Genomic DNA, 25,239 nt, shown 5'->3' on the forward strand with positions numbered 1-25,239 from the left:
CATAAGTAACAGACCAACCGACCGGGTAATTAGGTATGCCGGTCTAGAACCATCAAAATAGATAAAATGAAAAGATTATTTACCCTCTTACTGCTTTCAGGGGCGAGTGCTCAGGCCCAGCAAAATTCAGCGCTCAGTGTTGAAAAGATCATGCGTGATCAGAAATGGATCGGCGTAGCACCCACAAATTTCCGCTGGGCTGCGGATAGTAAAGTCCTGTTTTTTGACTGGAATCCTGAAAATAAAGATAAATCAGAAGGATTTCAAGTGCAGACGACTTCCTTAAAAAGAGAGCAGTCGGATGAAAAGCTGAAAACCGCAGCTATTGGTGCCGATTATATTTATTCGGGAGACCGGTCGCTTGGTATCGTTGAAAAATCCGGGGATCTGTACCTATATTATCCGAAAACCAAGCAAGAGCAACGATTAACCCGCACCATAGAAAGAGAAAGTAACCCTCGTTTTTTAAAAGATGGGACAGTGGTTTTTCAGCGTGGTGATAATCTTTTTACGCTCAACCTGAAGAACAATGAAATTACGCAGCTGACGAATTTTGTAAAGGGAAAATCCGGAAATACAGCTGATAAAGGCAAGCCTACCATTCAAAGTACCTGGCTCAAAGACGAACAAACTGAGCTTTTTGACATCATTAAAAAAAGAAACAAAGAAGGAAATCCAGTAAGGGGGCGTTTTGCGAACCTGACACCAGAAAAGCCGGAGAAAACGATAAAACCGATCTATCTGGAGGAAAAGTTCCTGAATGGATTAATCGTGAGTCCAGATGGCAGATATGTGAGCTATAAGCTGATGACACCTGCTGCGGGCACTATAAATACGATCGTTCCCAATTTCATCACCGCTTCTGGATATGTAGAGGATATAGCCGGCAGAACTAAGGTAGGAGAGCCATTGCCCAGTTTTCAGAGCTATATTTATGACCAGCAGCGAGACACTGTGTATAGTGTGCATACGGAGCAGATTCCTGGAATTAAAGACCTTCCGGATTACGTAAAAGACTATCCTAAGCAATTGGCAGAACGCCAGAAGAAAAACGAAGATCGCCAGGTGAATCTTAGTGGACCATATTGGAATGAGGCAGGAACAGCTGCCATCATGCTGGCCGATGCACAGGATAATAAAGACCTTTGGATTTTGAAACTGGATGCCGCCACAGGAAACTTAAGCATCGTAGACAGACAAAGAGATGAAGCCTGGATCGGCGGCCCTGGGATTGGCTGGGGAAATGTAGGCTGGGTAGATCAAAACCGCTTTTATTTCCAAAGTGAAGCTTCAGGATACAGCCATTTGTACCTGGCAAATATCGCCAGCGGAGAGAAAAAACAACTGACTTCCGGAAACTGGGAAGTGCAGAAGCTAGAGCTTTCAAAAGACAAGAAAACCTTCTATATCACCGCAAATAAAGACCATCCTGGAATCACTCAGTTCTATAAACTGGATGTAAATGGTGGCCCATTGGTGCAACTAACCAGTATGAAAGGTGGAAATGAAGTGACGCTTTCGCCGGATGAAAAATGGCTGGCCATTAATTATTCTTATATGAATAAACCCTGGGAGCTGTACATTCAGCCTAATAAACCAGGTGCAAAAGCCGTTCAGGTAACCCATTCGACTTCGGAAGAGTTCAAAGCTTATGCATGGAGGGAACCAGATCTGGTTTCTTTTAAAAATCGTTACGGAGCAGATGTTTATGCCAGGGTTTATCCGGCTAAAAATCCGCATCCAAATCGTCCTGCTGTAGTCTTTGTACATGGTGCAGGCTATTTGCAAAATGTGCATTACTGGTGGAGCCAATATTCCAGAGAGTATATGTTCAATAATATGCTGGCCGACAATGGCTATACCGTAATCGACATCGATTATACGGCAAGTTCTGGGTATGGCAGAAATCACCGTACCGGAATTTACAGGCACATGGGCGGAAAAGACCTGACCGATCAGGTGGATGGCGTGAAAATGCTGGTAGAGAAATATAATGTAAATCCGAAGCATGTAGGGCTATATGGAGGCTCTTACGGTGGTTTCATCACGCTGATGGCCTTATTTAACGAACCGGACGTTTTTGCTAGTGGGGCAGCTTTAAGGTCGGTAACCGATTGGGCGCATTACAACCATGGCTATACTTCTAATATTTTAAATGAACCATATAATGATGAACTCGCCTATAAACGCAGTTCTCCGATCTATTTTGCCAATGGTTTAAAGGGCAATTTGCTGATGTGCCATGGTATGGTTGATGTGAATGTGCAGTTCCAGGACATCGTGAGGCTCTCTCAGCGCTTCATTGAGCTGGGTAAAGACAATTGGGAGTTGGCTGTTTATCCCGTTGAAGATCATGGTTTTGTGGAGCCTTCAAGCTGGACAGATGAGTATAAACGCATTTATAAATTGTTCGAAACGACTTTGAAAAAGTAAATAGAGAAAAACTAATTCTTAATACTGATGTATAGTTTTTGTCTATATGTATATCAGTATTAAGTATCTGTTATCTCTTGAATTTGGTTGCATTTGAGGGTATATAGCCTTACCTTTGTAGCACGAAATTAAAAAACAAAAAATTATGATTAATATAGGTCAACAATTCCCATCATTCTCAAAAACTGCTGTAGTTAGTATCGAAAAAGGTAAAGAATTCGAAACAATTACTTCAGATTCTTTAATCAACGAAAACAACCAGTGGACTTGTATGTTCTGGTGGCCAAAAGATTTTACTTTTGTTTGCCCAACAGAAATTGCTGAATTTAACAATAACTTCAATGAATTCCGTGACCGTGATACGACCTTAATTGGTGCATCTACGGATTCTGAATTCGTTCATGCTGCATGGAGAACTCACCACGATGATTTACGTGATTTGAAATTCCCAATGTTAGCAGATACTTCTAAATCTTTAGCTGAAGCTTTAGATATTTTAGAGCCAAATGAAAAAATCGCTTACCGTGCTACTTTCATCATCGATCCTCAAGGTATCGTACGTTGGGCTAGTGTAAATGATTTAAGTGTTGGCCGTAACGTTAAAGAAGTGATCAGAGTACTAGATGCTTTGCAAACTGACGAACTTTGCCCATGTAACTGGGAAAAAGGTCAAGAGACTTTAACTGTATAATTTTACTGTTTAATCCTGAGAATCCCTGTAAAATGCATTTTTGCAGGGATTTCTTTTACCCAAAAATTTATTTATCATGACAGCAGCAACAGAAACAATTCAAGAATTATTAGCCGTAGTAGGTCTTGAACCAGATTATAGAAATGAAAGTCTGACGCTTTTAGAAAAAGGCAATTCAAGATACGTACGTGATTTAAAATTGAACTTAAGCAGCACTTTTACCTCCAGTCATTTGAGCGATAAAGAATGCGCATTGATTGCATTGAGTATTGCTGTAAATAACAACAATAAAGTATTGACTGATTTCTTTGAGAAATTGGCGATCGCAAAAGAAGCAACAGCAGAAGAAATTGCTGAAGCAGTAGGTTGTGCGTCTTTATTGGCCTTAAATAACGTGTTTTACCGTTTCCGTCACTTTACAGGAAAAGAGAAATATACTCAGATTCCTGCACGTGTACGCATGCAGATTATGAGCAGCCCGGTTACTGGTAAAGAATTTTTTGAGTTGATGAGCATCGCTGTTTCTGCCGTTAATGGCTGTGAAATGTGTGTGAATGCACATGAACACTCGATCCTTGCTTTAGGCGCTACAGAAGAAAGAGTATTTGATGCGGTTCGTATCGCTTCCATCGTTACTTCTGCAGGAAAAGTAATTTACTAGTTCGTTCCTGAGCAGCTGAGTGGTTGATCAGGTTGGATTTAAAAAAAGAAGCTTAACTATTCATTGGCTGAAACCTTGTGCGCTAAGCAGTGCAAAATTTCTAGGCCCTTTCATAGCAAAGCTTCTTTTTTTGAAATTAAGGTTCGGAAGTTGTACCAGTTAGTGACTTTAACCGTTCTCTTGCATGAATATTATCAATATTTAGTGTTAGGGACCGTTTATAGTTGTTTATCGATTCATTGATTTGTCCGGCTCCTTCCAACGCCTCCGCATAGCTGTCAAAGGCATTCCAGGACTGCGGGAACTCCGTAGTATTCAGTTGGAAGATGGCTAAAGCTGCTGCTTTTTTGCCTTGTGCTAAAAGATAGTACCCCATGGTGTTTAACTCACCTTCAGCCAGATTGAATTCAAATCTTCTGTTTTTCTCCAGTTTCTCTTTCCTATAAAATAAAATGCCTTCTTCAACAGATCCTTTTAGGATTTTAAGCGCCATTGCCTGCACAATTTCCAGCTTTGGTTCTTCATAATTAAGGCCATTAATTATCGAATAGATCTTGTTACTGATGGGGTTAAGGTCTACATTTGTCCCTCCAGGGGCTGTATTGCCTAAGATAATGATCGCTTGCTGTTCGTGTTTTTCCCTAACAATTATCGATCGGAAGCCATTGATCGCCCCGGTATGTGAGGAAAACTCGGAAGTAAAAGGGAGACCAGGGATTTTCATCTTGTTGAACATTATCCCGTAGGCATATTTCTCCATATTTGGTTTAAACAGCAGCTCCAGGTTCTTTTTTGATAGTAATTGTTCAGTGTACAATGCCCTGTCCCATTTCAGAAGATCCCCAACGGTCGCATACATTCCCCCTGCAGCAAAAATGACCGCATAAAGGTTGATATAATCAGGTTTTGTATATTTTCCATACTGGAGGTTATAGCCTGAAGCCTGCTTATTGAGTACTTCTTTTTTCATCTCCATACCTGAGCTGTTCATCCCAATCACATCCAGTATTCTTTCTTTAAGTACCTCACTGTAGGGTTTAGACCGCAACGATTCTATGATGGCCCCAAGGATATAATAGCCCGAATTGGAATAGCGATAGCGAAGGCCAGGCTCAGTCTCAAGGTTCACGCTGCAATACTTTTCTATAAATTCCCGGGGCGTATATTCCGTCTTGCAGATTTCCCAGAAATCATCTCTACTGCCGAAATCACCAAGTCCGGAAGTGTGGCTCAATAGCTGGTGAATGGTCACTTTTGTGCCAATATCCTTTCGGTAATAGGGTAGATAATCGGAAATATGCCCATTCAGATCGATTTTTCCTTCCTGATATAGCTGGAGTATTAGCATCGCCGTAAACTGTTTAGTGAGCGAACCAATTCTAAATTTCGTATCGGCAGTATTAGCGACATTCCATTCCCGGTTTGCCACACCATAACCTTTGCTAAACACAACCTTACCCTGCTTTGCGATCAGGATAGTCCCGCTAAATTGATCAAGATCTACAAAGGTTTTTACCAGTTTGTCGATCTGCTGATTTTCCAGATTTGTTTGTGCATGCAGCATCACCGGAAACAACACAAATATAAAGATGCAAATAAAACGGTACGGATTGGTGCTCATAATTGGGATAGTCCATTAAGTCGGTGTAAGCGATTAACCGGTTTAGTAGTGGAATCCGGTAGCAGGAAGGAGTGTATTGCAGTATCTATAAAAGGAGAACTATGCTTTGAAGACATTCGAATCTTTGCATTTCAGCAAAGCTTCGGGGATGAAAAGTATAGTTCTCCTTTTTAATAGCAGTTAAGCCAGGTTTCTTCCCGCGTTTACGATACCATAAACGGTTCTGATAGATAGTTTTTCTAATGACTGCTGTTCTTCCTCAGAAATGCTGTCATTTTGAAGCTGTTCTAATGCGTAATGCTGGATTAGTACTAATGGCAGGACAATCTTCTCCCTAACGGAAATAGAGCGTTTCTCCACAGGGTAATTCTCCATCAGGCTCTCATGTCCCGACAGCTTCAATAAAAGCGCCTTAGAGAGCTCAAATTCGTTGTACAGCATGGTCCAGAATGCACCATATTCTTTATCATTGGCAAAATGGGCAGTAATGGCAAAATCTGCCTTACTCATAGACATCATACAATTGTCGATGATGGTTTTAAAGTAGCCGGATTCCTGGTAAGTTTTAACCACTTTGTCCCAGTTTCCAAGGTCTAACTGGCTTTTTAGTGCTGTTCCGATCCCGTAGAAACCTGGTATGTTTTGCTTCAGCTGGCTCCATGCGGTGACGAAACTGATGGCCCTTAAGTCTTCGAGTTTCAATGCTTCTCCAGAATTTCTCTTTACCGGTCTGCTGCTGATCGTAATCTTAGACAATAAGGTCAGCGGAGAGAATTTCTCTAGGTAGCTCAGGAACAAAGGATGTTTACGTAGGGAAACAAAGGCTTCAAAGCTTTCTTTAGCCATTTCATCCAATAGATTTTTATGTAAGGGATCCAGCAGGATGTTGTGTTTTTCCTTCATACCAGCAGAAATTCCCGCGTTGATCAGTTGCTCCATATTAAATTCGGCACTGTCAATCGACCCGTATTGAGAGCTGATACTTTGGCCCTGAACGGTCAACTGGATGTTTTTATTGGCAATCTCCTTACCCATAGAAGCATAGAAACGGTGCGTTTTACCACCACCCCTGGAAGGAGGACCGCCTCTGCCATCAAAGAAGGCCAGTTGGATATTGTGCTTCTCGGCAGTTTCAGTAAGGGCTACTTTCGCATTAAAGATAGACCAGTTGGCCATTAAATAACCACCGTCTTTGGTACTGTCAGAGAAGCCCAGCATGATGTGCTGCTTGCCGCCTCTTTTTTGTAAATGTTTTTTATAGAATGGGTGACTGTACAATGTTTCCATGATTTCGGAAGCATCTGCAAGGTCATGTACGGTTTCAAAAAGAGGCACGAAATCTATCGTCAGTTCATCTTCTGTCCAGCCATTATAAAGGAACAGCTCGATCAGCTGTAAGATATCACTCGCCTGCTGGCAATTACTGATGATGAACCTGTGACAGGCCATTTCGCCATTGATCTGCTGAATTTGCTTGATCTCTGCGATGGTTTGCAGGGTATCTTCTGTTAATGAATTTGCTGGTTCCGTGTAATTTACCTTAGCGCTTTTAAAGATCATGGCTTTGATCTTCTCCTGTTCATTTAGGCTTTCATAGTTTTCAGGATACAAGGTTGTTAATGGCTTGCTCTGGCGGCAATAAGTATGCACGTCTCTTAGTACCCTACTGTCTTGGCGGATGTCTAATGAAGCAAAGTGACTGCCGTAAAGCTCCATCTTGCGGATCAGGTCCGAAACGAGGTCAGCAAACAGGCCGTCATGGTCTTCTAAAAGCGTGGTTTTAATCTTGTTCAGGGTCTCAATTAAGCTGGCAGAAATGTCTTCTGTAGCAATATTTGGATTAAAGGCCTGTGCGTATAGTGTTTCCTGTACTAAGGCAATGTTTTCTTCTACACCTCTAAAGGTAATGCGGCGTTTCAGGTTTCTAAAATCCCTGTAATAACATCTGAAAAGGATCTGACGCAGCATTTTGGACACCTGAATGGTAGAATCCGCATGCACATTTGGATTCCCGTCACGATCGCCGCCTGGCCAGAAGCCAAGTTCGATGATCTTTTTAGATTCCAGGTTATAGTCATTTAAGCTTTGGTCAATCTCTGATTGGATATTGGCAGCAGCAAAATAGAATACGTTTTCCAGGTACCAGGCCAGGCTCAAAGCTTCATCTACGGGAGTAGGTGATTTTTTATTGAAGAATGGCGTTTTACCCAATTGCTGCAGCAGCTGATTGATCGTAGAAATGTCATTCGTCTTAATGGCGGTGGTCAAGTCGGTAATGATCGACAGCACACTTCCAGGATAGAACTGGGTAGGGTGGGCGGTCAGTACCAATCTCAGGGAAAACTCTTCAATTAGTTTCTCAATTTTTTCGGTTAAGGCTGGATTGTCAACCGCCTTCTTCAGATAAACAAGTAAAGCACTGTGTTCTTCTTCTGCATTTAGTTTATTGAAGGAGGCATCTTCAACAGCATCAAACAATACCACCTGACGTTCGATGTATTGAATGAAGCGGAAAAGTAGGTCGATAATGTCTTTCTTAGAATTATTTTGGGTATACTTTTCAAAAAATGCATTAATGATTCCTGCTGGCGTTTCGTGGTTCTTGACACCATCTTCGCAATACTTAATGAAGAGCGGAAGCAAAGTTCCGGTATCTTTTACTCTGTAGAAGGGAAGGGTAAGGAAAAGGCTGTTGTAAAGTTCAAATCTGGAGACAACCTCATTGTTGAATACGGACTCTCTCTGGCCTTTAGCGCGTTGTTTCTGCATCATCTTTATGGTTCATTTTTTCGCGCTTAAGCTACCAAAAATGATTCGGAAAAGGGAATAATGCGGTTAATTAATTTAATTGCGGGTTTGGACTAAATTTATTAACTTAGAGGTATAGAGGTTATACAAATTCCTTTTAAAGAATTGCCGAGTTTGGCGTATGCGCTGGAATGAGGCAGAATTAATTGTTAATTTTTTGGGGTTAAACAGCCGTTAAGAATCTTCTTAACGGCTGTTTTTGTTAATGTACGTCTACCGGAATAGCAACGTTTTTCTTGAATTTCTGTAAGTACAGCAATGGAATAGAGCACAAAAGCACTAATCCTGCCACCCAATAGGCGTCGCTGTAAGTCAGCAGTAAACTTTGTTTGGTTACCGCACCTTCAATTGCTTTCAGCGCCAGTGATTTTGCATCCAGGTAATTGTAACCCTTTGCGATAAAGCCCTGAATATAGCCATTGAAACGCTCTGTAAAGGCCGGATTGTTTTCATTGACATTCACCAGCAAGTTACTGCGGTGGAAACCCTGACGAACGTGAATTAAGGTCGTTAAGGCTGCAATACCAAAAGATCCGCCCAATTGCCTCATCATGTTGTTCAGTCCCGATCCCTGTCCGATTTCAGCACCTTTCAGATCCTGAATCGCCAACGTAGTCAGCGGCACAAATAGTAAGGCCATACCGACACCTCTGATGATCAGTGGCAGGAAGAAATCTCCGGTTCCAGATTGTAAAGTCGAGTTGCTCAGCATAGAACAGAAAACGAAGAAAAGGAACATTCCAATGGTTGCCATAAACTGTGCAGGGATATTTTTCTTGAGCATGATCCCGATAAAAGGCATCATGACAATCGTACAAAGTCCTCCTGGGAACAGCAATTCTCCGGTTTGCAGCGGCGAGAAGCCCAATAAATTCTGACAAAACACCGGAAATACAAACACAGAACCATATAACCCGAATCCTAAAATAAAGGAGGTAAACATCCCTACAGAGAAACTGCGGTGCCTCATAATTTTAAAGTTCACAATCGGGTGATCCGTGCTCAGTTCTCTCCAGATGAAGAGTAATAAGCCCAATACGGAAGCCACAGCTAATGCCGTAATGTATGGTGTAGCGAACCAGTCTTCACTTTCTCCTTTTTCTAAAACCGTTTGTAAACTACCTACAGCAATCGCGAGTAATGCGATTCCCCACCAATCTACCGGCATTCCTTTTCCTTCTTTTGGCGTTTCCCTCACAAAGGTATAGGTACAGTACGCGGCGAGAATTCCGACGGGAATGTTTACATAAAAGATCAGTGGCCAGGAGCTCACTTCCAGTAAATAACCACCAATAGTTGGACCTACAGTAGGGCCTACTACGGCGCCCAGTCCAAATAATGCGGTGGCAATACCGATATCTTCTCGGGGCCAGGTTTCAATTAAGATGGCTTGTGCGGTAGAAATCAATCCTCCTCCTGCAAGCCCCTGAAGGATACGAAAGGCGATGAGTTCTTCTAGATTGGTCGCATTTCCGCAAAGGAAAGAGGCGATGGTAAAGAGAACAATGGAAAAAAGGAAATAATTTTTACGTCCGAAACGACTCCCCAGCCAGCCGGACATGGGTAAAACGATCACGTTCGCGACCGCATAACCGGTAGATAACCAGGCCACATCCTCGAGGGTTGCGCCCAGGTTACCCTGTATCTGAGGGATGGCAACGTTCACAATGGTCGTATCAATCAGCTCCAGTAAGGAGGCTGTGATTACCGTGAACGTGATCACCCACTTTTTTAAACCTTTCTCGGCCATCTTGTTAGTCTTTTATAGAAACGGAAACTTTTACACTCATTCCAGGACGAAGTTTTTCCAGGATTTCTTTTGGAGCGTTGGTAATCTTAATCTTTACCGGAATACGTTGTACTACTTTTACGAAGTTTCCTGTGGCATTATCTGGAGGAAGAAGTGAGCCTTTTGCACCTGTAATTGGCGCGAAGTTGTAAACTTCACCTTGAACTTCTGCATTTGGATAAGCATCTACTTCCACTTTCACTTTTAGGCCTGGTTTGATGTCTTCCAACTGCGTTTCTTTGAAGTTTGCCGTGACATAAATGCTGTTGTCATTCACGATAGAAAACAAAGATTGTCCGGCTTGAACCAATTGTCCTTTTTGAACATTCTTTTTAGAAACAATACCTGTTGCAGGTGCTTTGATTTCGGTATAAGACAATTGTAATTTTGCGAAATCTACATCTGACTGGCGTTGTGTAACTCCATTATGGCTCACTGCCAGTTGAGATTGCGTAGTTCCTACTTGTTTTACTGCTGCAGCATATTGATCATTTGCAGCTGTAAAAGCGGCTTGTGCAGATTCTTTCTGCGCTTTAGCCTGGTCAAATTGCTGTTGGGTGATTGAACCATCCTTTACCAGATTTGCATAACGCTCATAATCTTTCTGCGCCAGGGATAATTTTACCCTTGCAGCTTCGATATTTGCTCTGGCAGTGCTGGTATTTGCTGCGGTAGCGGCAATCTGAGATTCAGAAACACCTACACCTGCGCTAGCACCCATTTGTCCTGCCTGTGCTTGTTCTAGCTTTACTTTATAGTCGCTGTCGTCAAGTTTTACCAAAACATCACCTTCTTTTACTCTCGTGTTTTCTTCAAAATTGATGTCTTTTACGTAACCGCCAACACGAGCTACAACCGGACTGATGTCGCCATCAATCTGCGCATCATCCGTGTCTACGTGTTTGCTATAATAGATAAATTCTTTTACCCCGAAAATCCCGCCTAAAATGATCAATACTGCTAATATGATCGGGATTACTATATTCTTTTTTTTCTTTTCAGTTTCCATTGGAATTTATATAAAAGGTTTTTATTGGGAGATTTTTCCCGTTGATTTTAATAAGGTATAATAGGCGAGTCCAGCATCGGCTTTTGCCAGTTCCAGGTTGATTTTAGCCTGGTATAAAAGGGTTTCTGCATCAATTCTATCGATGGCAGAGGCCACGTTGTTTTTATATTTTGAAGCCAGTAACTTGTCGTTTTCTGTTGCCTGTGCGATAGAAGTCTCTAAAACTTTAATCTTGTTGACTGACAGCTGGTAATTCTGATAATTTCTATTCACTTCAGTTTTCACCTGATCCGAGAACACATCTTTTTGAAGTTCTACGTCTTTCTGCTGAATTCTGGCATCGGTTACTTTGTGCTTATTGGTCCAAAGTGTGCCGATATTCCAGGAAACATTAGCGCCTAAAGTCATGGGAACTAAAAACTGGTGGCTTGGCGGAATGAAAGAACCGCTTGGATTGATATAATACAAATCTGCTCCAATGCCTACGGTAGGCAGGGTATTGGCTTTTACGGATTTAATATTCACCTCGGCTACTTTGTTCCTGATGTCAAACTGCTTCAACTCCTGACGGTTTGTGAAGGCCTGATCCAGGTAGCTGTTTAAAGCAGGAAGGGCTTTCAGGTTATCGTTAGGATCTGTTGGCAGCAGCTCGGTGTCTTCAGAGATCCCCAGCAATACATTCAGGTTGTAGTTTATAATCTTTCGGTTGTTTTCAATCTCCATCTCTGTTAAAGAGACGTTTGCTTGTTGCAACTGGAACCTGAGCACATCATTTTTGGTGACGATACCCTGGCTAAAAAACCTTTCTGCCTGTTTTAGCTGACCAGCGATGGATTCCAGATTTTGCGCCACCACCTTTTTACTTTGGATGATTTTGTAAAGCGAAAAATAAGTGTTGATCACCGCATAGCTGATCTCCTCCTTATCTTTATCTGCATCTAATCTGGCCACCTCAGTCAACAAACGAGTGGATTCTTCTGCATATTTCAGCTTTCCACCGCCATAAATCAGCTCTTTTACGCTTGCTGTACCTACAAATGCATCTGCACGTTTTGGCAAATTAATTGGGTTAGCACCGCCGATGACGAGTTGATTGGTTGGGATTTCAGCATGATTGTACAGAAAAGAAGCCTCTGCCGTTGGCAAGGCCCTATCTTTGGCAATGCTCAGCTGGTTGATCGCTGCATCCACCTTGTTCTGAGAACGTTTCAGGTTTTTGCTGTTTTCAATGCCGAGCTGTATGGCCTCCGATAAGCTCAGGTTTTTGGTGTTTTGCGCGTAAAGCATTCCTGGCAGGAGTAATGCGATGACGCTGAACTTGATTCTATTTATCATTATTGGGAGTTAAATACACGATGAGAAGGTCTTTTAGATGAGCAATCAGGCGGTCGGTAATCACGGCTTTGTCTTCCTCGTTATTGATATCGAGCGTCGTGCCATACGTGATTTTTGCTGGGGAGATGGCCACATTACTGATGGTACCCATCACTGTTGCGATGAGCATTCTTACATCTACCTGGCGAAAACTGCCCTCTGTGATCCCATTATCAATGATTTGTTCAATCACGACAAGGTTGTTGGCCATGGAGTTTTTTACTTTCAAAAACATTTCCGGGCGCTGGGAAAGGGTCAGTTCTCTGTGCATCATTTTATGCAAACCTGGATTGCATAAAATACGCGTCGCATAGTTTTCAATTACTTTTAGTAATTTTTCCATGTGAGAGAGTTTATCCTGGCTGATGCTGAGGAGCTGCTCATTGAAACCGAAGATTCTTTTAGACATGATTTCCATGAAAACACCTTCTTTAGATCCAAAGTAATAGTTGATCATGGACATATTCGCCCCTGATTCTTTCGCGATTTGACGGGTAGAAGTGCCTTCGTAACCCAGCTCTGTAAACAATCGCTCCGCGGCTTCCAGAATACTCGCTTTTTTATCTGCTTTTTCCATTTCTAAATTTGACGGAGCAAAATTAATCAATCGATTGAATAGTTGTAGCGCAAGACTGGACTTGGATTCTTAATTGACAAAGCCCTGACAATATAGGCGATAATATTAGGTGGATAGTTCTGTGCTTACTGCTTCCTATTTTGAAATAAATCAATATCTTTGGGGCCTAAGTATATTAAAAATGACTAACGAAGAAAATAACAACAGTTTTGATTGGGTGTATTATGTTTTAGGCCTGTTTTTTGGAACTTTAACGGCAGCAATAATCTCAGGCGCATTTTTATGGTCTGTATTAGGTGGAATTATCGGATTTATTCTTTCCGCAATGTTCCTGAACGGATTGGTTAAAGGACGCGAATACTAGTCTTTTTGCCATTTTTTAATATAAACTGCTAACCCTGAACGGTTACTTATAAAGGATCTATTTGGGAGCAAGGAGAAAGGACACCATATCTTTGTGTGCCCTGAAGTCTGGTTGCTAAGGGTTTCTAAGGTTGGTCAGCAGAGTAATCGCTATTCGCGAATTACGCAATTCAATTCATTGAAATAAAATATAAGTGATATAGAAAATGCCGGATCATCAACTGATTCGGCATTTTTAATTTAAGGTGGTATAAAGGGTATTTATATTAGAGCTACTGACTGGATTTCTTAAGAAATCCAATTCTACTGATGGCTATGACGCTTTCTTCGCAGAAAACTGTCCAGATAAGCAAAAGCCAATAGCACGTCTACAAATAGAAATATTTTAATGAAAGTAGGGGTGAAATATTTATTAAAGTCCAGTTGTCCGGAGCTGAATAAGTTGCCAAATTTTGCATCCTGAAAAGTAAAATCGCTATTAGCGATGATATAAGCTAGTATAGCGAACATCGAAAAGATGAAAAACGCAGAAATACTATAAATAATGCGTTTATCTACTTTCGTTTTCATGGATACCGGCGCGATTTCCAGCGTTACCTGCTCCATCACGTTCCTGGTAAATGACATAGAAGGCTCTTCAAGGCCCATTCCACTCATCTCTTTATTGATTTCCAGGAGTTCCTGATATAAGGAACTGTATGCTGGATCTGAGGCAATCTTAGCTTCCACAGCCAATTGCTGTTCGGGGCTGCAGCTGCCATCAATATAATCCCAGATTTCTTCTTCTATAGTGATCATAATAACTCCTTTACTTCGTCTTTTAACAAATATTGTAATTTTTCTTTCAGTCTGATTCTGGCGCGGTGCAATTTTACTTTTACCGTATTGCTTTCCATATTGAGGGTCTTTCCGATCTCCTCCAGACTTTGTTCACCCTGATAAAACAGGGTGATGATACTGGCATCATCGGCAGATAGTAAAGCAATGGCCTGGTTCAGGTACACATAACCAGATCTTTTTTCTACCAGGTCTGAATTGAAGTCAGAAGTATGGTTTTCCAGCTGAAGGATACTGCCTTCATCGTCTATTGATTGTACATCCAGTCGCTTTTTGCGTAAAAAGCTCATGGAAGTCGTATAGGTGATCGTATACAACCAGGTAGAAAATTTTGCAGTCTGCTTATAGGTACCGAGGGCCTTATATGCTTTAATGAAACAATCCTGTGCGATTTCCTCTGCATCTTCCCGACGTTTGGAAAAACGCATCGCCAACGTAAATACAAATCGCTGATGACGTTTTACCAGTTCGGAAAAAACCGCGGTATTGCCCGACAGGACTTCAGTAATTAGCTCGTTATCCGATTGCTTATGCTGCATATATTTTTAGACGCGCGTCTTTTAGATAGTTTTATATAGGGAATTAGGTGGTTATAGATTTACTGCAGGTCTTTCTGCTTGTCCAGCCAGTTTTTTTCCATCGCATAAGAAACGATCAGGCCTAATCCTCCAAAAATGCTAAGGCACCCAAAATAAACGGCCACTCCTTCTTCGTCATCTAATCCGATAGCTCTCACGGTAAACAACGCCACAATCAGACCCAGCCCTAATCCAACTAATAATAAGCCGAATTTTAGGCTCACAAAAGGCATTGGTGCACTAGGTCTTGATTTGGCCAGTCCTGGATCCATGCCACGTTCAATCATGGCCATTTTTTCTTTGTTAGACATATACCTCAACCCGAATACAAGCGCAGTAGTGCAAAGGAAGAGTGTGATCGGTACTAATATTTCGTTTCCCATTTTATTTAAATTTTATTTGTTAAAGATCTGTTTTATTGAACTCGTGTTCTGTAAGCTATGACCACATGAAAATGAAACAGGTTACAGGGAAAATAGAAAAAAATAAAAAGCGTATAAAAAGTCATTTAAAGGCGAAAAGCCCGGGATTGCCGAGCTTTTCTAAGGGAAATGAATCCCGTTATGCTTGAGGTTTTGCAATAACGGCTACTGTTAAACGGCTTATGCAGTTCATTTTACCTTTATCGTTGTATATTTTTATTTCCCAGACATGGGTTTTTGCGCCAATATGCAAGGGCTTACAGATGCCGGTAACCAGCCCGCTTTTAACCGGCCTGAGGTGGTTGGCATTGATTTCAAGGCCTACAGCCATGTGTTTTTCCGGGTCGATGCACATGTAAGAAGCAATGCTTCCTAGGGTTTCGGCAAGGACTACAGAAGCTCCGCCATGCAGAATTCCCGCTGGCTGATGCGTTCTTTCATCTACGGGCATGGTGGCTTTTAAAAAGTCGGCACCTATTTCCGTAAACTGGATGTCCAATAAACCTCCTAAATGATTTTTCGGGCGATCATTTAACCCTTCCGGTGTAAATTGGGAAAACCACATTATAAATACCTTTCTTCGATGATCCCAGTATGATGAATTACGTGACCTGCAATGACAAACAACAAGGCCCTAACACTGATCTGACGCTCAGAAGCAGTACCGCTGCGGTTCAGTTCGTGTTCATTTAAGGACTTAAACAAATATAAATTAGCCTTTCTCAGCAAGGCAAATTCTTCTGAAAAACTCTGCAGACTGCGGTCAGCGAAATGGGCATTCGTCACATAATCATCTTCATCAAAGCCAGCTAGAGCATGCTGTTCTGCACGGGCAAAACAGGTTAAACGATATACCAGGATCCGTTCCGTATCCACAATATGTCCTGCCATTTCCTTAATCGTCCATTTTCCTGGCGCATAGGCATAATCTGCTTTCTCTGTCAGGGTATTTAAGAACTCAGGAAAATCCATCCCTTGTTTTTCTAAGAGATCCAGGATGTCATCACCCGAAATTTTACTGATGTAAGTCTCCGCCCAGGCGGGATACTCATGTGTTTGAGGTCGGTTCATAAGTTATACTGCTTTTTAAAATGATGCGGAAGGTGGTTCCTTTTTCCAGTTCAGAGTCTTTTACAAAAATCTGCCCGTTATGATAGTTCTCGATAATTCTTTTGGTGAGTGACAATCCGAGCCCCCATCCGCGTTTACGAGTGGTATAACCTGGTTGGAAGACGGCGTCGAATTTGGATCTGGCAATGCCTCGTCCAGTATCTGTGACATCAATAAAGACTTCTTCTTTGGTTAAGTTTTCAATGATATCGATCGTGATCGTCCCCTCGTTTTCGATGGCATTTGCTGCATTTTTCAATAGGTTTTCGGTCACCCAATCAAACAGAGGCACATTCAGCAAGGCCCGAACCTGCTCGTCACCGGTAATCTTAAAAATGATTTTATCTGAAGTACGCAGTTTAAAGTACTCTACGAAGTTATGGATTACAGTATACACCACATGGTCTTCTACCATAGGTTTAGAGCCGATTTTAGAGAAGCGGTCGGTAATCACTTCCAGTCTTTTGATGTCATTTTCCATCTCAGCAATCAATGGGTCGTCTTCTGCATTGAACCGGGATTTCATCAGTTCCACCCAGGCCATCAGCGAAGAAATAGGCGTACCCAGCTGATGGGCAGTTTCCTTGGCCATTCCTACCCAAACCTGGTCCTGCTCTGCTTTTCTTGCCGAACTAAAGGCTACATAAGCGGTGAGGAGGAACAATCCGATCACGGCAAGCTGGATATAGGGGAAATAACGGAGCTGCGTTAAAGTTGGGGAATCTTTGTAATAAACATACCAGCGCGTATCGTCAAGCCCTATAATGGGGGTTGGAGGGTGCTGTTTTTTCATCATATTCAGCTCCCGCAGAAAATAAGCGGGGTCATAAGTCAGTCCATCTTTCTTTTGTAAATCATAATTGGTTTTCGTAGAATCGAGTCCCTGATAGGAAAGAATTGTCCCTTCTTGATTGATGATCATGATGGGTAATTTGGTATTCGTTCTGATGAGGTCAACCAGATCTGTTGTATTTTCATCATCATACATGGCCAGTGATTTTTCGGTCACCTTAACGAAGAGTTGAAATTGCATTCTTTCTTCACGTTCCATCTTTTTCACAAAGAAATCGCTGTACAATACAGAAGCAGTACCGATCACGATAGCAAAAAATAGTAAGAAGAATTTCCAGCGGCGCTTTTTTTCGTATGGATTCATAGGTTATCCGGGCAAATTACAAAATACCATTCAAAAATAGCGGAATAGAAAGGTAACGGGGTAAAAAATATATCTTTGTAATTCGTATGATGGAAAAGAAAGTAAGAGTAAGATTTGCCCCTAGCCCAACGGGCGGGTTGCATTTGGGTGGTGTACGCACCGCTTTGTTTAATTATTTGTTCGCGAAGCAACATAACGGAACATTCATCCTTAGGGTGGAAGATACCGATCAGACCCGTTTTGTGGAAGGTGCAGAGGCTTATATCGCTTCCTGCCTGGAATGGTGCGGCATGAAACCGGATGAAAGTCCTGAATTGGGTGGCCCATTTGCGCCATATCGCCAGAGCGAACGTAAATCTACTTATAAACAATATGCAGATCAGCTGATTGCTGATGGTTTTGCTTATTATGCTTTCGATACTCCGGAAGAACTGGATGCTAAACGTAAGGAAATTCCAAATTTTACGTATGGCTTGTCTACGCGTGGCGACATGAGGAACTCTCTAACCTTAGCGGATGCGGAAGTAGCCGCACTTTTGGCCGCGAATACGCCTCATGTAGTCCGCATAAAAATTCCTGCTGATGAAACCGTTTCTTTTACCGATTTGATCAGAGGCCATGTGAGTTTTGATACCAATCTGGTAGATGATAAAGTATTATTGAAAGCTGACGGTATGCCAACCTATCATTTGGCGGTAGTTGCAGACGATAAAGCCATGGAAATCAGTCATGTTTTTAGGGGTGAAGAGTGGTTGCCATCTGCACCGATTCATGTACTCCTTTGGAGATACCTGGGCTGGGACGATGAAATGCCGCAATGGGTACATCTACCATTAATCCTAAAACCTGATGGCAATGGAAAGCTGAGTAAACGTGACGGAGATCGCTTAGGCTTCCCTGTTTACGCACAAAACTGGACAGATCCTAAAACAGGAGACCTGACCAAGGGATTCAAAGAACTGGGCTTTATGCCAGAGGCTTTTGTGAATCTTCTGGCCATGTTAGGCTGGAATGATGGTACTGAAAACGAGATTTTCTCTATGACAGAGTTGATTGAAAAGTTCTCTATTGAACGCATCAGCAAAGCCGGCGCAAAATTCGACTTTGAAAAAGCGAAATGGTACAACCACGAATGGATCAAAAATAGTCCGGCAGCAGCATTGTTGCCAAGGGTGAAACAAGCATTTGCTGCGGAGGGAATTGAGATCCATGAGGAGACTTATTTAGCTACAGTAATTGACCTGATTAAAGATCGCTGTCACCTGTTAACAGATTTTGTTCCTCAAAGTGCTTACTTTTTTGTGGCACCAGTAGAATTTGATCTTCCAGCAGTGCAGCCAAAATGGTCTGCAGAGAAAGCGGCGTTTTTTAATGCTTATGCCGCTGTGATTACTGATAGATTAACTCCCTCAGAATTAGAGGAAAAGTTCAAAGAATTGGCTGCAGCGCATAGTTTTAAACCTGGAGAACTCATGCTGCCTTTCCGCATTATGCTGGTAGGCGGTAAATTCGGTCCGGGTGTATTTGACATCGCTATAGCTCTAGGCGCGACAGAAACTATCCAAAGAATACAGACTGCTTTAACTGCATTTGCATAAAAATAAACTTTTCGTTTAAATTGGTATAACAATTGTCCCAGATTTTTGTAAACCAATTTAAACGGAATTTATATGCAATGGTTCGGTAAAGGAAGTGGAAATATTGAAGACAGACGAGGGATGAGCGGTGGCGCCATCGGTGGTGGTATAGGAATCATTGTCGTGATCCTCGGATTGTTCTTCGGACAAGATCTTACAGGTCTGGTAAGTCAGTTGCCTCTCAGCGAAGCAACTCAGGGGACGCCTAAAACTGGTGATCCTACAGACAAGGAAGCCAAATTTGTGGATGGCGTACTGGAATCTACCAACCAGGTATGGGAACAGCAATTCCAGGAAATGGGGAAAAGCTATGAAAAACCGGTTTTAGTCTTATTTACCAATAGCGTACAATCCGCTTGCGGAAGTGCCAGTGCCGCAGTAGGACCTTTTTACTGTCCCGGCGATCATAAAGTATATATTGACCTGAGTTTTTATCAGGAATTACAAAACCGTTTCGGTGCCGGCGGCGATTTTGCCCAGGCCTACGTGATTGCCCATGAAGTAGGGCACCACGTTCAGAACCTATTGGGTATCTCAGAAAAAGTGCAGCGTGCCAGAGCACAGCTCAGCGAAAAGGAATACAACAGACTTTCCGTTAAACTGGAGCTACAGGCAGATTTTTTTGCCGGTCTATGGGCCAATCATGCTCAGAATTTAAAAGATTTCAAACTGGATGAAGGCGATCTTGAAGAAGCCATTACCGCTGCAAATGCAATCGGCGATGATAAATTGCAGAAACAAGCCCAGGGAGAGGTCGTGCCTGATGCCTTTACTCACGGTACCTCCGCTCAAAGAATGTATTGGTTTAAAAAAGGTTTCGATACCGGCGATTTTCGTCAGGGAGATACTTTTAATTCCACACAACTCTAGCATTCGATGCAAGTTTTTTGATATAAAGCATGTCTAAACATGTTTTATTCTTCAAACTTACATAAATTAGCAAAAGACTATTTGCACAATTATGCATTGGCAGCTGATGGTTCAGTCGCCTTATTTATTTAAGAATGATACTAATTGTAGATGATACCCCCGAGAACCTGATCTCATTAAAAAAGGTTCTGGAGAAACATAATTTTGAAGTAGATACCGCATCATCAGGAGAAGAGGCCTTAAAAAAAGTTCTTAAAAACGAATACGTCCTGATTATCCTTGATGTACAAATGCCTGGAATGGATGGTTTTGAAGTTGCTGAGGCCATTTCGGGTTATAGTAAGGCAAAAGAAACCGCGATTATCTTCCTTTCTGCAGCCAATACGGAAACGAAGTTTATCACTAAAGGATATTCTTCCGGTGGATTGGATTATATCACCAAACCGGTAGATATGGACATTCTCCTGCTAAAAGTGAAAACCTTTTACCGCATTTATGAGCAAAGCAGAAAGCTGATTGAAATTCAAAAAGCTTTAATGGATGAAATTGAGTTCAGAAAACAGGCCGAGCGTAAAAAAGATGAATTCATCAGTATCGCCAGCCATGAATTGAAAACACCACTCACCAGCGTGAAAGGATATGTTCAGTTGCTGGAACGAAGCATTGACAAAGGGGACGTCCCTACCTTAAAAAAGCACCTGGCTAAAGCGCAGGTACAGCTGGAGAAACTAAATGAACTCATCACCGACCTTCTCGATATTTCTAAGATTGAAAGCGGTAAACTAAAGTTCAACAAGCGGCCGTTTATTATAGATGACATGCTGGACAGTGTAATAGAAATTATTCACCAATCCAATCCTGAATTTAAACTCTTGAAAACCGGGTCGGTTAAGCGGGAAATCTGTGGGGATGAAATGCGCATTGAGCAGGTCGTAATTAACTTCTTAACCAATGCCATTAAATATTCACCAGGCACTTCAGAAGTGCATATTACCGTTGAAGACCGTGGAGAAAGCGTTTATGTAGGAGTCAGGGATTTCGGAATTGGTATCGATGAAGAACTACAGAAGAACGTATTTGAGAAGTTTTATCGGGTAGAAGAAACCGCCATTCATTTTCAGGGATTGGGTATTGGACTCTATATCTCTGCTGAAATCATCAGAAGACATGGGGGTGAAGTAGGTGTGAAAAGTATCCCTGGTGAAGGGTCAGAGTTTTATTTTAATATTCCATTTAATGCTACATCCGAAAAGGATGAAAAAGAAAATTAATTATGCCGCAAAATAAGCAACGATCTTTAAAAGGAAAACTCCGTGTTGGATTAGGGCTGTCGTTACTGGTGCTATTTATTAGCTCTATGGCCTCTTATCAAAGTATTACCAGTCTGATTCGTAGTGCGGATCTGGTGCACCATAGCAATGAAGTGATTACCGGACTGGAAGAGATTATTTCTACTTTGAAAGATGCGGAAACTGGACAAAGGGGTTACCTGCTGACTGGTGAAACGGTCTTTTTAGATCCTTATAATGGAGCGAAACAACGCGCGGCTACCTTACTTGAAAATATAAAATACTTAACCAGAGATAACCCCTTGCAGCAAAAGCAAGTGGCCAAATTGGAAGAAATCATCACAGGAAGACTCAATGTTCTTGAAAAAACCATTTCCATCAAAGAAAGAGGTGGAAACGTGAGTGTTTCTGAACTCCTGAATGGGAAAAAATATATGGATAGCGCCCGTGCAGTGATCTCCAGCATGGAAAAGGAAGAAAAACGATTGCTGGAAGAGCGTACAGCGAGCATGAACAAACTTTCCAAATTTACTCCGATGCTGATTGTATTGGCAGCATTGTTAGCGATTATAATTACCATCTTCTTTTACCGTAAAGTAATTTTTGACTTCAATGAGCGACTAAAGCTGGAAGAAGAATTGAAACAGAAAAATGAAGATGTTGACCGTAGGATAGAAGAGGTTAGACACATTGCCGGACAAATTTCTAATGGTGATTATGACGTCCGGGCAGATGAAGAAGGTCAGGATGGACTGGGAGGGGTAGCTGTATCGCTCAATGCCATGGCTGAATCTCTGAAATATTCCTTCTCGCTCCTGGCAGATAAGGAATGGCTGCAATCTGGGATTGCCAGTCTGAATGACCAGATGGTAGGTGAAAAAAGTGTTCCTGAGCTGGCCAATGATGTCTTGGAAAGCATAGTTGCCCATACCAATAGCCATGTGGCGGCCTTCTATTTATTGGAAGAGGAGAGTCACCTGACATTGATCGCAGGCTATGCGCTACTGGAAAGAGAGCGTCAGAAATCTTTAAGATTGGGTGAAGGTCTTGCTGGTCAGGCCTGGAAATCTGCTAAGCAGATCTTAATCAATGACATTCCTGATGAAGAGTTAACCATCAGCTATGCTGCAGGAAATACAAAACCGCGTAATGTGGTTGCCGTTCCTGTTTTTCGTCATGATGAACTGGTCGGCGTATTGGAATTGGGTTCTTTAAACACCTATAGCCCTTTACAATTAGAGTTCATCAGCACGATTTCTACGAATATAGGCATTGCCATTCATGTATCTCAAAACCGTAAAAAACTACAGGAGTTCCTGGAAGAAACGCAGGCGCAAGCAGAAGAACTACAAGCACAGCATAGCGAACTGGAGGGGCTGAACGCCGAGTTAGAAGCGCAGACTCAGAAAATACAAACCTCAGAGGAGGAACTAAGGGTGCAGCAGGAAGAGCTTTTACAAAGCAATCAGGAGCTCGAAGAACGCACCAGTTTATTGGAAGAAAAAAATCAACTGATTCAGGAACGCAATTTGGACATTCAGCAAAAAGCGGAACAGCTGGAGCAAAGCACAAAATATAAATCAGAATTTCTGGCCAATATGTCTCATGAATTGAGAACGCCATTGAATTCTATCTTGTTACTTTCCAAACTCATGTCTGATAATAAGGACCTGGACGAAGAATATATTGAGTATGCTGAGGTGATTCAAAGCTCCGGACAAGGGCTACTGGCACTAATTGATGAAATTCTCGACCTTTCTAAGATTGAGGCCGGAAAGATGAAATTGGAATTTGCCGAGGTGCCGATGACGGAAGTAGCTGCAGATATGCGCGCTTTATTCTCGCCTTTGGCTTCCGATAAAAAACTGGAGCTGGAATTAGAACTGCAACCGAATCTGCCATTGGTAGAAACAGACAAGATGCGCCTGGAGCAAGTGCTTAAAAACCTGCTTTCCAATGCCATTAAGTTTACCAGCAAAGGGAAGGTGAGCATGAGTATTAAAAAAGATTCAACAGAGAAATTCTTGCTGTTTAAAGTGAAGGACACTGGCATCGGAATTCCTGCCAATAAACAAGCAATGATTTTTGAAGCTTTTCAACAGGCAGATGGCTCTACACGACGTAATTTTGGAGGAACAGGTCTTGGACTTTCGATTAGCCGTGAGCTGGCGAAATTATTGGGCGGCGAAATACAGTTGAGCAGTCAGGAGCAGGTGGGCAGTGAGTTTACTCTGAAATTACCGATTAAACAAGTTGATGCCTTGGTTTCTGGTTTCGCTGAGGCGGAAGCTGCAACGATTACGAAACCAATTTTTGCTGAGCCATTTGTGGAAGCGCCTATCGCGCGTTTCACCGTTCAAAATATCCCTCAGGAGATTGCCGACGACAGGGATGATATTCAGCCAGGTGATAAAGTGATTCTGATCGTCGAAGATGATACGAATTTTGCAAAAACACTGCTGCAGTTTACCCGAAAACGGGGCTATAAAGGGATTGTAGCGGTAAGAGGCGACGTAGGTATCGAGCTGGCCAACCTATATAAACCACAGGCAATTTTACTGGACATTCAGTTGCCAGTAAAAGATGGATGGCAGGTGATGGAAGAATTGAAATCTAATCCAGCAACTAAGCCGATTCCAGTACATATTATGTCCTCCCTGGAAGTGAAAAAGGAAAGCCTGCTGAAAGGCGCTGTTGATTTTATCAATAAACCGGTGGCCCTGGAACAGATTAAGAATATTTTCCAAAAACTCGAAGATGCATTTAGCCGCTCTCCGAAAAAAGTACTGATTGTTGAAGAAAATAAACAGCATGCCGAAGCATTGAGTTTCTTTCTCAGCAATTATAACATCCAAACGGAAGTAGTCAATAATGTAGGAGAAAGTATTGGTGCCTTACATAAAAATGAGGTCGACTGTGTGATCCTTGACATGGGGATTCCGGATAAGAATGCCTACGAGACCTTGGAAACCATTAAAAAGAGTGAAGGATTGGAGAACTTACCAATCATCATCTTTACCGGTAAAAACTTGTCTAAAGGGGAGGAAATCAGAATCAAGCAATACGCCGATTCTATTGTTGTTAAAACAGCACATTCTTACCAGAGAATCCTGGATGAAGCAGGTTTGTTCCTTCACCTGGTTGAAGAAAAAGAAACAGAAGGAAGGCATAAAAATAAAAAACAGCCTACTGAGCAGCTTGGTGGATTATATGAGGTCCTCAATAATAAAACAGTTTTAATAGCCGATGATGATGTTAGAAACATTTTCTCACTCACTAAAGCATTAGAGCAGCATAAGATGAATGTTTTAGCCGCTACGGATGGAAAAGAAGCCCTACAGTTGCTTAAAGAGAATCCAACGGTAGATATTGTCCTTATGGATATGATGATGCCAGAGATGGACGGATATGAAAGCACCAGGGAGATTAGAAAAATTCCTACCTTCAAACAATTGCCTATCCTGGCTGTTACTGCGAAAGCAATGATGGGCGACCGGGAAAAGTGTATTGCAGCGGGTGCATCCGACTATATTTCCAAACCGGTAGACATCGATCAGCTCATCTCCTTGCTCAGGGTATGGCTTTATGATAAAGCATAAATTGAAAAGGGTTTAAATGAAATGCTCAATTGTTTTTGATATATGGCAGAGAATAAAATATTAATAGTAGACGACGATAACAGGAATATATTTGCCCTTTCGGCAGTGTTAAAGTCAAAAGGTTTTCAATGTGTTTCGGCAATAGGTGGGGAAGAAGGATTAGATCTGCTGAAAAAAGAGAAAGGAATAGCTGTGGTATTAATGGACATGATGATGCCCGGAATGGACGGTTATCAGGCCATGGCACAAATGAGTAGACATCCTGAGCTAAAAGAGATACCCGTGATCGCCGTAACCGCACAAGCCATGCTGGGAGATCGTGAACGATGCCTGAATGCAGGTGCAGTTGGTTATGTTTCCAAACCGATCAACGTGGACGAATTAACAGATCTGCTTAAGCTTTATATTTAACCTA

The 25,239-nt window shown here is 42.0% G+C and carries 21 protein-coding genes; 9 read left to right on the forward strand and 12 right to left on the reverse strand.

What is annotated here, in order from left to right; translation table 11 throughout:
* The first annotated feature begins 66 nt into the window (after window positions 1-66).
* The 3 genes from K7X70_RS00860 to K7X70_RS00870 all read left to right on the forward strand — a co-directional run bounded on the left by K7X70_RS00860 (window position 67) and on the right by K7X70_RS00870 (window position 3,785).
* The gene (locus K7X70_RS00860; protein WP_222535305.1) at window positions 67-2,433 is read left to right on the forward strand and encodes a S9 family peptidase; all 2,367 of its coding nucleotides are present in this window, start codon (window positions 67-69) and stop codon (window positions 2,431-2,433) included.
* 145 nt (window positions 2,434-2,578) lie between these two features.
* Entirely contained in the window at window positions 2,579-3,124 is a 546-nt protein-coding gene (locus K7X70_RS00865) for a peroxiredoxin (protein WP_062546387.1), read from the forward strand.
* 76 nt (window positions 3,125-3,200) lie between these two features.
* The gene (locus K7X70_RS00870) at window positions 3,201-3,785 is read left to right on the forward strand and encodes a carboxymuconolactone decarboxylase family protein (protein ID WP_222535306.1); all 585 of its coding nucleotides are present in this window, start codon (window positions 3,201-3,203) and stop codon (window positions 3,783-3,785) included.
* A 136-nt stretch (window positions 3,786-3,921) separates the two neighbouring features.
* Here the strand turns inward: K7X70_RS00870 and K7X70_RS00875 are convergent, their stop codons facing one another.
* From K7X70_RS00875 to K7X70_RS00900, 6 genes are all read right to left on the reverse strand, one after another.
* Complete coding sequence (locus tag K7X70_RS00875) at window positions 3,922-5,406, reverse strand: serine hydrolase (protein WP_222535307.1); 1,485 nt, start codon at window positions 5,404-5,406, stop codon at window positions 3,922-3,924.
* Window positions 5,407-5,586: 180 nt separating this feature from the next.
* Window positions 5,587-8,178 carry a phosphoenolpyruvate carboxylase gene (locus K7X70_RS00880; protein WP_222535308.1) on the reverse strand — a complete coding sequence of 864 codons (2,592 nt, stop codon included), beginning with the start codon at window positions 8,176-8,178 and terminating at the stop codon, window positions 5,587-5,589.
* Window positions 8,179-8,416: 238 nt separating this feature from the next.
* Window positions 8,417-9,964, reverse strand: a complete 1,548-nt coding sequence (locus tag K7X70_RS00885; protein WP_222535309.1) for a DHA2 family efflux MFS transporter permease subunit — start codon at window positions 9,962-9,964, stop codon at window positions 8,417-8,419.
* Window positions 9,965-9,968: 4 nt separating this feature from the next.
* Complete coding sequence (locus K7X70_RS00890) at window positions 9,969-11,012, reverse strand: HlyD family secretion protein (RefSeq protein WP_222535310.1); 1,044 nt, start codon at window positions 11,010-11,012, stop codon at window positions 9,969-9,971.
* A gap of 21 nt (window positions 11,013-11,033) precedes the next feature.
* On the reverse strand, window positions 11,034-12,347 hold the full coding sequence (locus K7X70_RS00895; RefSeq protein ID WP_222535311.1) for a TolC family protein: 1,314 nt from the start codon (window positions 12,345-12,347) through the stop codon (window positions 11,034-11,036).
* Window positions 12,337-12,963: a TetR/AcrR family transcriptional regulator gene (locus tag K7X70_RS00900; protein WP_222535312.1), complete on the reverse strand. Its 627-nt coding sequence runs from the start codon at window positions 12,961-12,963 to the stop codon at window positions 12,337-12,339. Before K7X70_RS00900 ends, K7X70_RS00895 begins: the two co-directional genes overlap by 11 nt.
* Window positions 12,964-13,144: 181 nt before the next feature.
* Between K7X70_RS00900 and K7X70_RS00905 the strand changes: the two genes are divergently transcribed.
* Window positions 13,145-13,327, forward strand: coding sequence for a hypothetical protein (locus tag K7X70_RS00905; RefSeq protein ID WP_062546396.1), 183 nt, complete (start codon window positions 13,145-13,147; stop codon window positions 13,325-13,327).
* A gap of 302 nt (window positions 13,328-13,629) precedes the next feature.
* Here the strand turns inward: K7X70_RS00905 and K7X70_RS00910 are convergent, their stop codons facing one another.
* From K7X70_RS00910 to K7X70_RS00935, 6 genes are all read right to left on the reverse strand, one after another.
* On the reverse strand, window positions 13,630-14,124 hold the full coding sequence (locus tag K7X70_RS00910) for an anti-sigma factor family protein (protein WP_222535313.1): 495 nt from the start codon (window positions 14,122-14,124) through the stop codon (window positions 13,630-13,632).
* On the reverse strand, window positions 14,121-14,702 hold the full coding sequence (locus tag K7X70_RS00915; RefSeq protein ID WP_062546398.1) for an RNA polymerase sigma factor: 582 nt from the start codon (window positions 14,700-14,702) through the stop codon (window positions 14,121-14,123). The genes K7X70_RS00910 and K7X70_RS00915 overlap by 4 nt, the downstream gene beginning before the upstream one ends.
* A gap of 59 nt (window positions 14,703-14,761) precedes the next feature.
* Window positions 14,762-15,124, reverse strand: coding sequence for a DUF6249 domain-containing protein (locus K7X70_RS00920; RefSeq protein WP_255606853.1), 363 nt, complete (start codon window positions 15,122-15,124; stop codon window positions 14,762-14,764).
* 178 nt (window positions 15,125-15,302) lie between these two features.
* Entirely contained in the window at window positions 15,303-15,728 is a 426-nt protein-coding gene (locus tag K7X70_RS00925; protein ID WP_222535314.1) for a hotdog fold thioesterase, read from the reverse strand.
* Entirely contained in the window at window positions 15,728-16,234 is a 507-nt protein-coding gene (locus K7X70_RS00930; RefSeq protein ID WP_222535315.1) for a DinB family protein, read from the reverse strand. Before K7X70_RS00930 ends, K7X70_RS00925 begins: the two co-directional genes overlap by 1 nt.
* Window positions 16,212-17,429, reverse strand: a complete 1,218-nt coding sequence (locus K7X70_RS00935) for a sensor histidine kinase (protein WP_062546402.1) — start codon at window positions 17,427-17,429, stop codon at window positions 16,212-16,214. Before K7X70_RS00935 ends, K7X70_RS00930 begins: the two co-directional genes overlap by 23 nt.
* Before the next feature lie 89 nt (window positions 17,430-17,518).
* Between K7X70_RS00935 and gltX the strand changes: the two genes are divergently transcribed.
* The 5 genes from gltX to K7X70_RS00960 all read left to right on the forward strand — a co-directional run bounded on the left by gltX (window position 17,519) and on the right by K7X70_RS00960 (window position 25,235).
* On the forward strand, window positions 17,519-19,027 hold the full coding sequence (gltX, locus tag K7X70_RS00940; RefSeq protein ID WP_222535834.1) for a glutamate--tRNA ligase: 1,509 nt from the start codon (window positions 17,519-17,521) through the stop codon (window positions 19,025-19,027).
* 72 nt (window positions 19,028-19,099) lie between these two features.
* Window positions 19,100-19,936 carry a KPN_02809 family neutral zinc metallopeptidase gene (gene ypfJ / locus K7X70_RS00945; RefSeq protein WP_222535316.1) on the forward strand — a complete coding sequence of 279 codons (837 nt, stop codon included), beginning with the start codon at window positions 19,100-19,102 and terminating at the stop codon, window positions 19,934-19,936.
* Window positions 19,937-20,070: 134 nt separating this feature from the next.
* Window positions 20,071-21,207, forward strand: a complete 1,137-nt coding sequence (locus tag K7X70_RS00950; RefSeq protein WP_222535317.1) for a hybrid sensor histidine kinase/response regulator — start codon at window positions 20,071-20,073, stop codon at window positions 21,205-21,207.
* 2 nt (window positions 21,208-21,209) lie between these two features.
* Window positions 21,210-24,824, forward strand: coding sequence for a response regulator (locus tag K7X70_RS00955; protein WP_222535318.1), 3,615 nt, complete (start codon window positions 21,210-21,212; stop codon window positions 24,822-24,824).
* Between the two features lie 42 nt (window positions 24,825-24,866).
* On the forward strand, window positions 24,867-25,235 hold the full coding sequence (locus K7X70_RS00960; protein ID WP_062546406.1) for a response regulator: 369 nt from the start codon (window positions 24,867-24,869) through the stop codon (window positions 25,233-25,235).
* Window positions 25,236-25,239 lie beyond the last annotated feature (4 nt).

Origin of the sequence: Pedobacter polysacchareus (assembly GCF_019802255.1) — a bacterium.
GTDB lineage: Bacteria > Bacteroidota > Bacteroidia > Sphingobacteriales > Sphingobacteriaceae > Pedobacter > Pedobacter polysacchareus.

Coding starts and splice junctions, on each gene's coding strand:
- K7X70_RS00860 (WP_222535305.1), top strand. CDS start 67: ATGAAAAGATTATTTACCCTCTTACTGCTTTCAGGGGCGAGTGCTCAG.
- K7X70_RS00865 (WP_062546387.1), top strand. CDS start 2,579: ATGATTAATATAGGTCAACAATTCCCATCATTCTCAAAAACTGCTGTA.
- K7X70_RS00870 (WP_222535306.1), top strand. CDS start 3,201: ATGACAGCAGCAACAGAAACAATTCAAGAATTATTAGCCGTAGTAGGT.
- K7X70_RS00875 (WP_222535307.1), bottom strand. CDS start 5,406: ATGAGCACCAATCCGTACCGTTTTATTTGCATCTTTATATTTGTGTTG.
- K7X70_RS00880 (WP_222535308.1), bottom strand. CDS start 8,178: ATGATGCAGAAACAACGCGCTAAAGGCCAGAGAGAGTCCGTATTCAAC.
- K7X70_RS00885 (WP_222535309.1), bottom strand. CDS start 9,964: ATGGCCGAGAAAGGTTTAAAAAAGTGGGTGATCACGTTCACGGTAATC.
- K7X70_RS00890 (WP_222535310.1), bottom strand. CDS start 11,012: ATGGAAACTGAAAAGAAAAAAAAGAATATAGTAATCCCGATCATATTA.
- K7X70_RS00895 (WP_222535311.1), bottom strand. CDS start 12,347: ATGATAAATAGAATCAAGTTCAGCGTCATCGCATTACTCCTGCCAGGA.
- K7X70_RS00900 (WP_222535312.1), bottom strand. CDS start 12,963: ATGGAAAAAGCAGATAAAAAAGCGAGTATTCTGGAAGCCGCGGAGCGA.
- K7X70_RS00905 (WP_062546396.1), top strand. CDS start 13,145: ATGACTAACGAAGAAAATAACAACAGTTTTGATTGGGTGTATTATGTT.
- K7X70_RS00910 (WP_222535313.1), bottom strand. CDS start 14,124: ATGATCACTATAGAAGAAGAAATCTGGGATTATATTGATGGCAGCTGC.
- K7X70_RS00915 (WP_062546398.1), bottom strand. CDS start 14,702: ATGCAGCATAAGCAATCGGATAACGAGCTAATTACTGAAGTCCTGTCG.
- K7X70_RS00920 (WP_255606853.1), bottom strand. CDS start 15,124: ATGGGAAACGAAATATTAGTACCGATCACACTCTTCCTTTGCACTACT.
- K7X70_RS00925 (WP_222535314.1), bottom strand. CDS start 15,728: ATGTGGTTTTCCCAATTTACACCGGAAGGGTTAAATGATCGCCCGAAA.
- K7X70_RS00930 (WP_222535315.1), bottom strand. CDS start 16,234: ATGAACCGACCTCAAACACATGAGTATCCCGCCTGGGCGGAGACTTAC.
- K7X70_RS00935 (WP_062546402.1), bottom strand. CDS start 17,429: ATGAATCCATACGAAAAAAAGCGCCGCTGGAAATTCTTCTTACTATTT.
- gltX (WP_222535834.1), top strand. CDS start 17,519: ATGGAAAAGAAAGTAAGAGTAAGATTTGCCCCTAGCCCAACGGGCGGG.
- ypfJ (WP_222535316.1), top strand. CDS start 19,100: ATGCAATGGTTCGGTAAAGGAAGTGGAAATATTGAAGACAGACGAGGG.
- K7X70_RS00950 (WP_222535317.1), top strand. CDS start 20,071: ATGATACTAATTGTAGATGATACCCCCGAGAACCTGATCTCATTAAAA.
- K7X70_RS00955 (WP_222535318.1), top strand. CDS start 21,210: ATGCCGCAAAATAAGCAACGATCTTTAAAAGGAAAACTCCGTGTTGGA.
- K7X70_RS00960 (WP_062546406.1), top strand. CDS start 24,867: ATGGCAGAGAATAAAATATTAATAGTAGACGACGATAACAGGAATATA.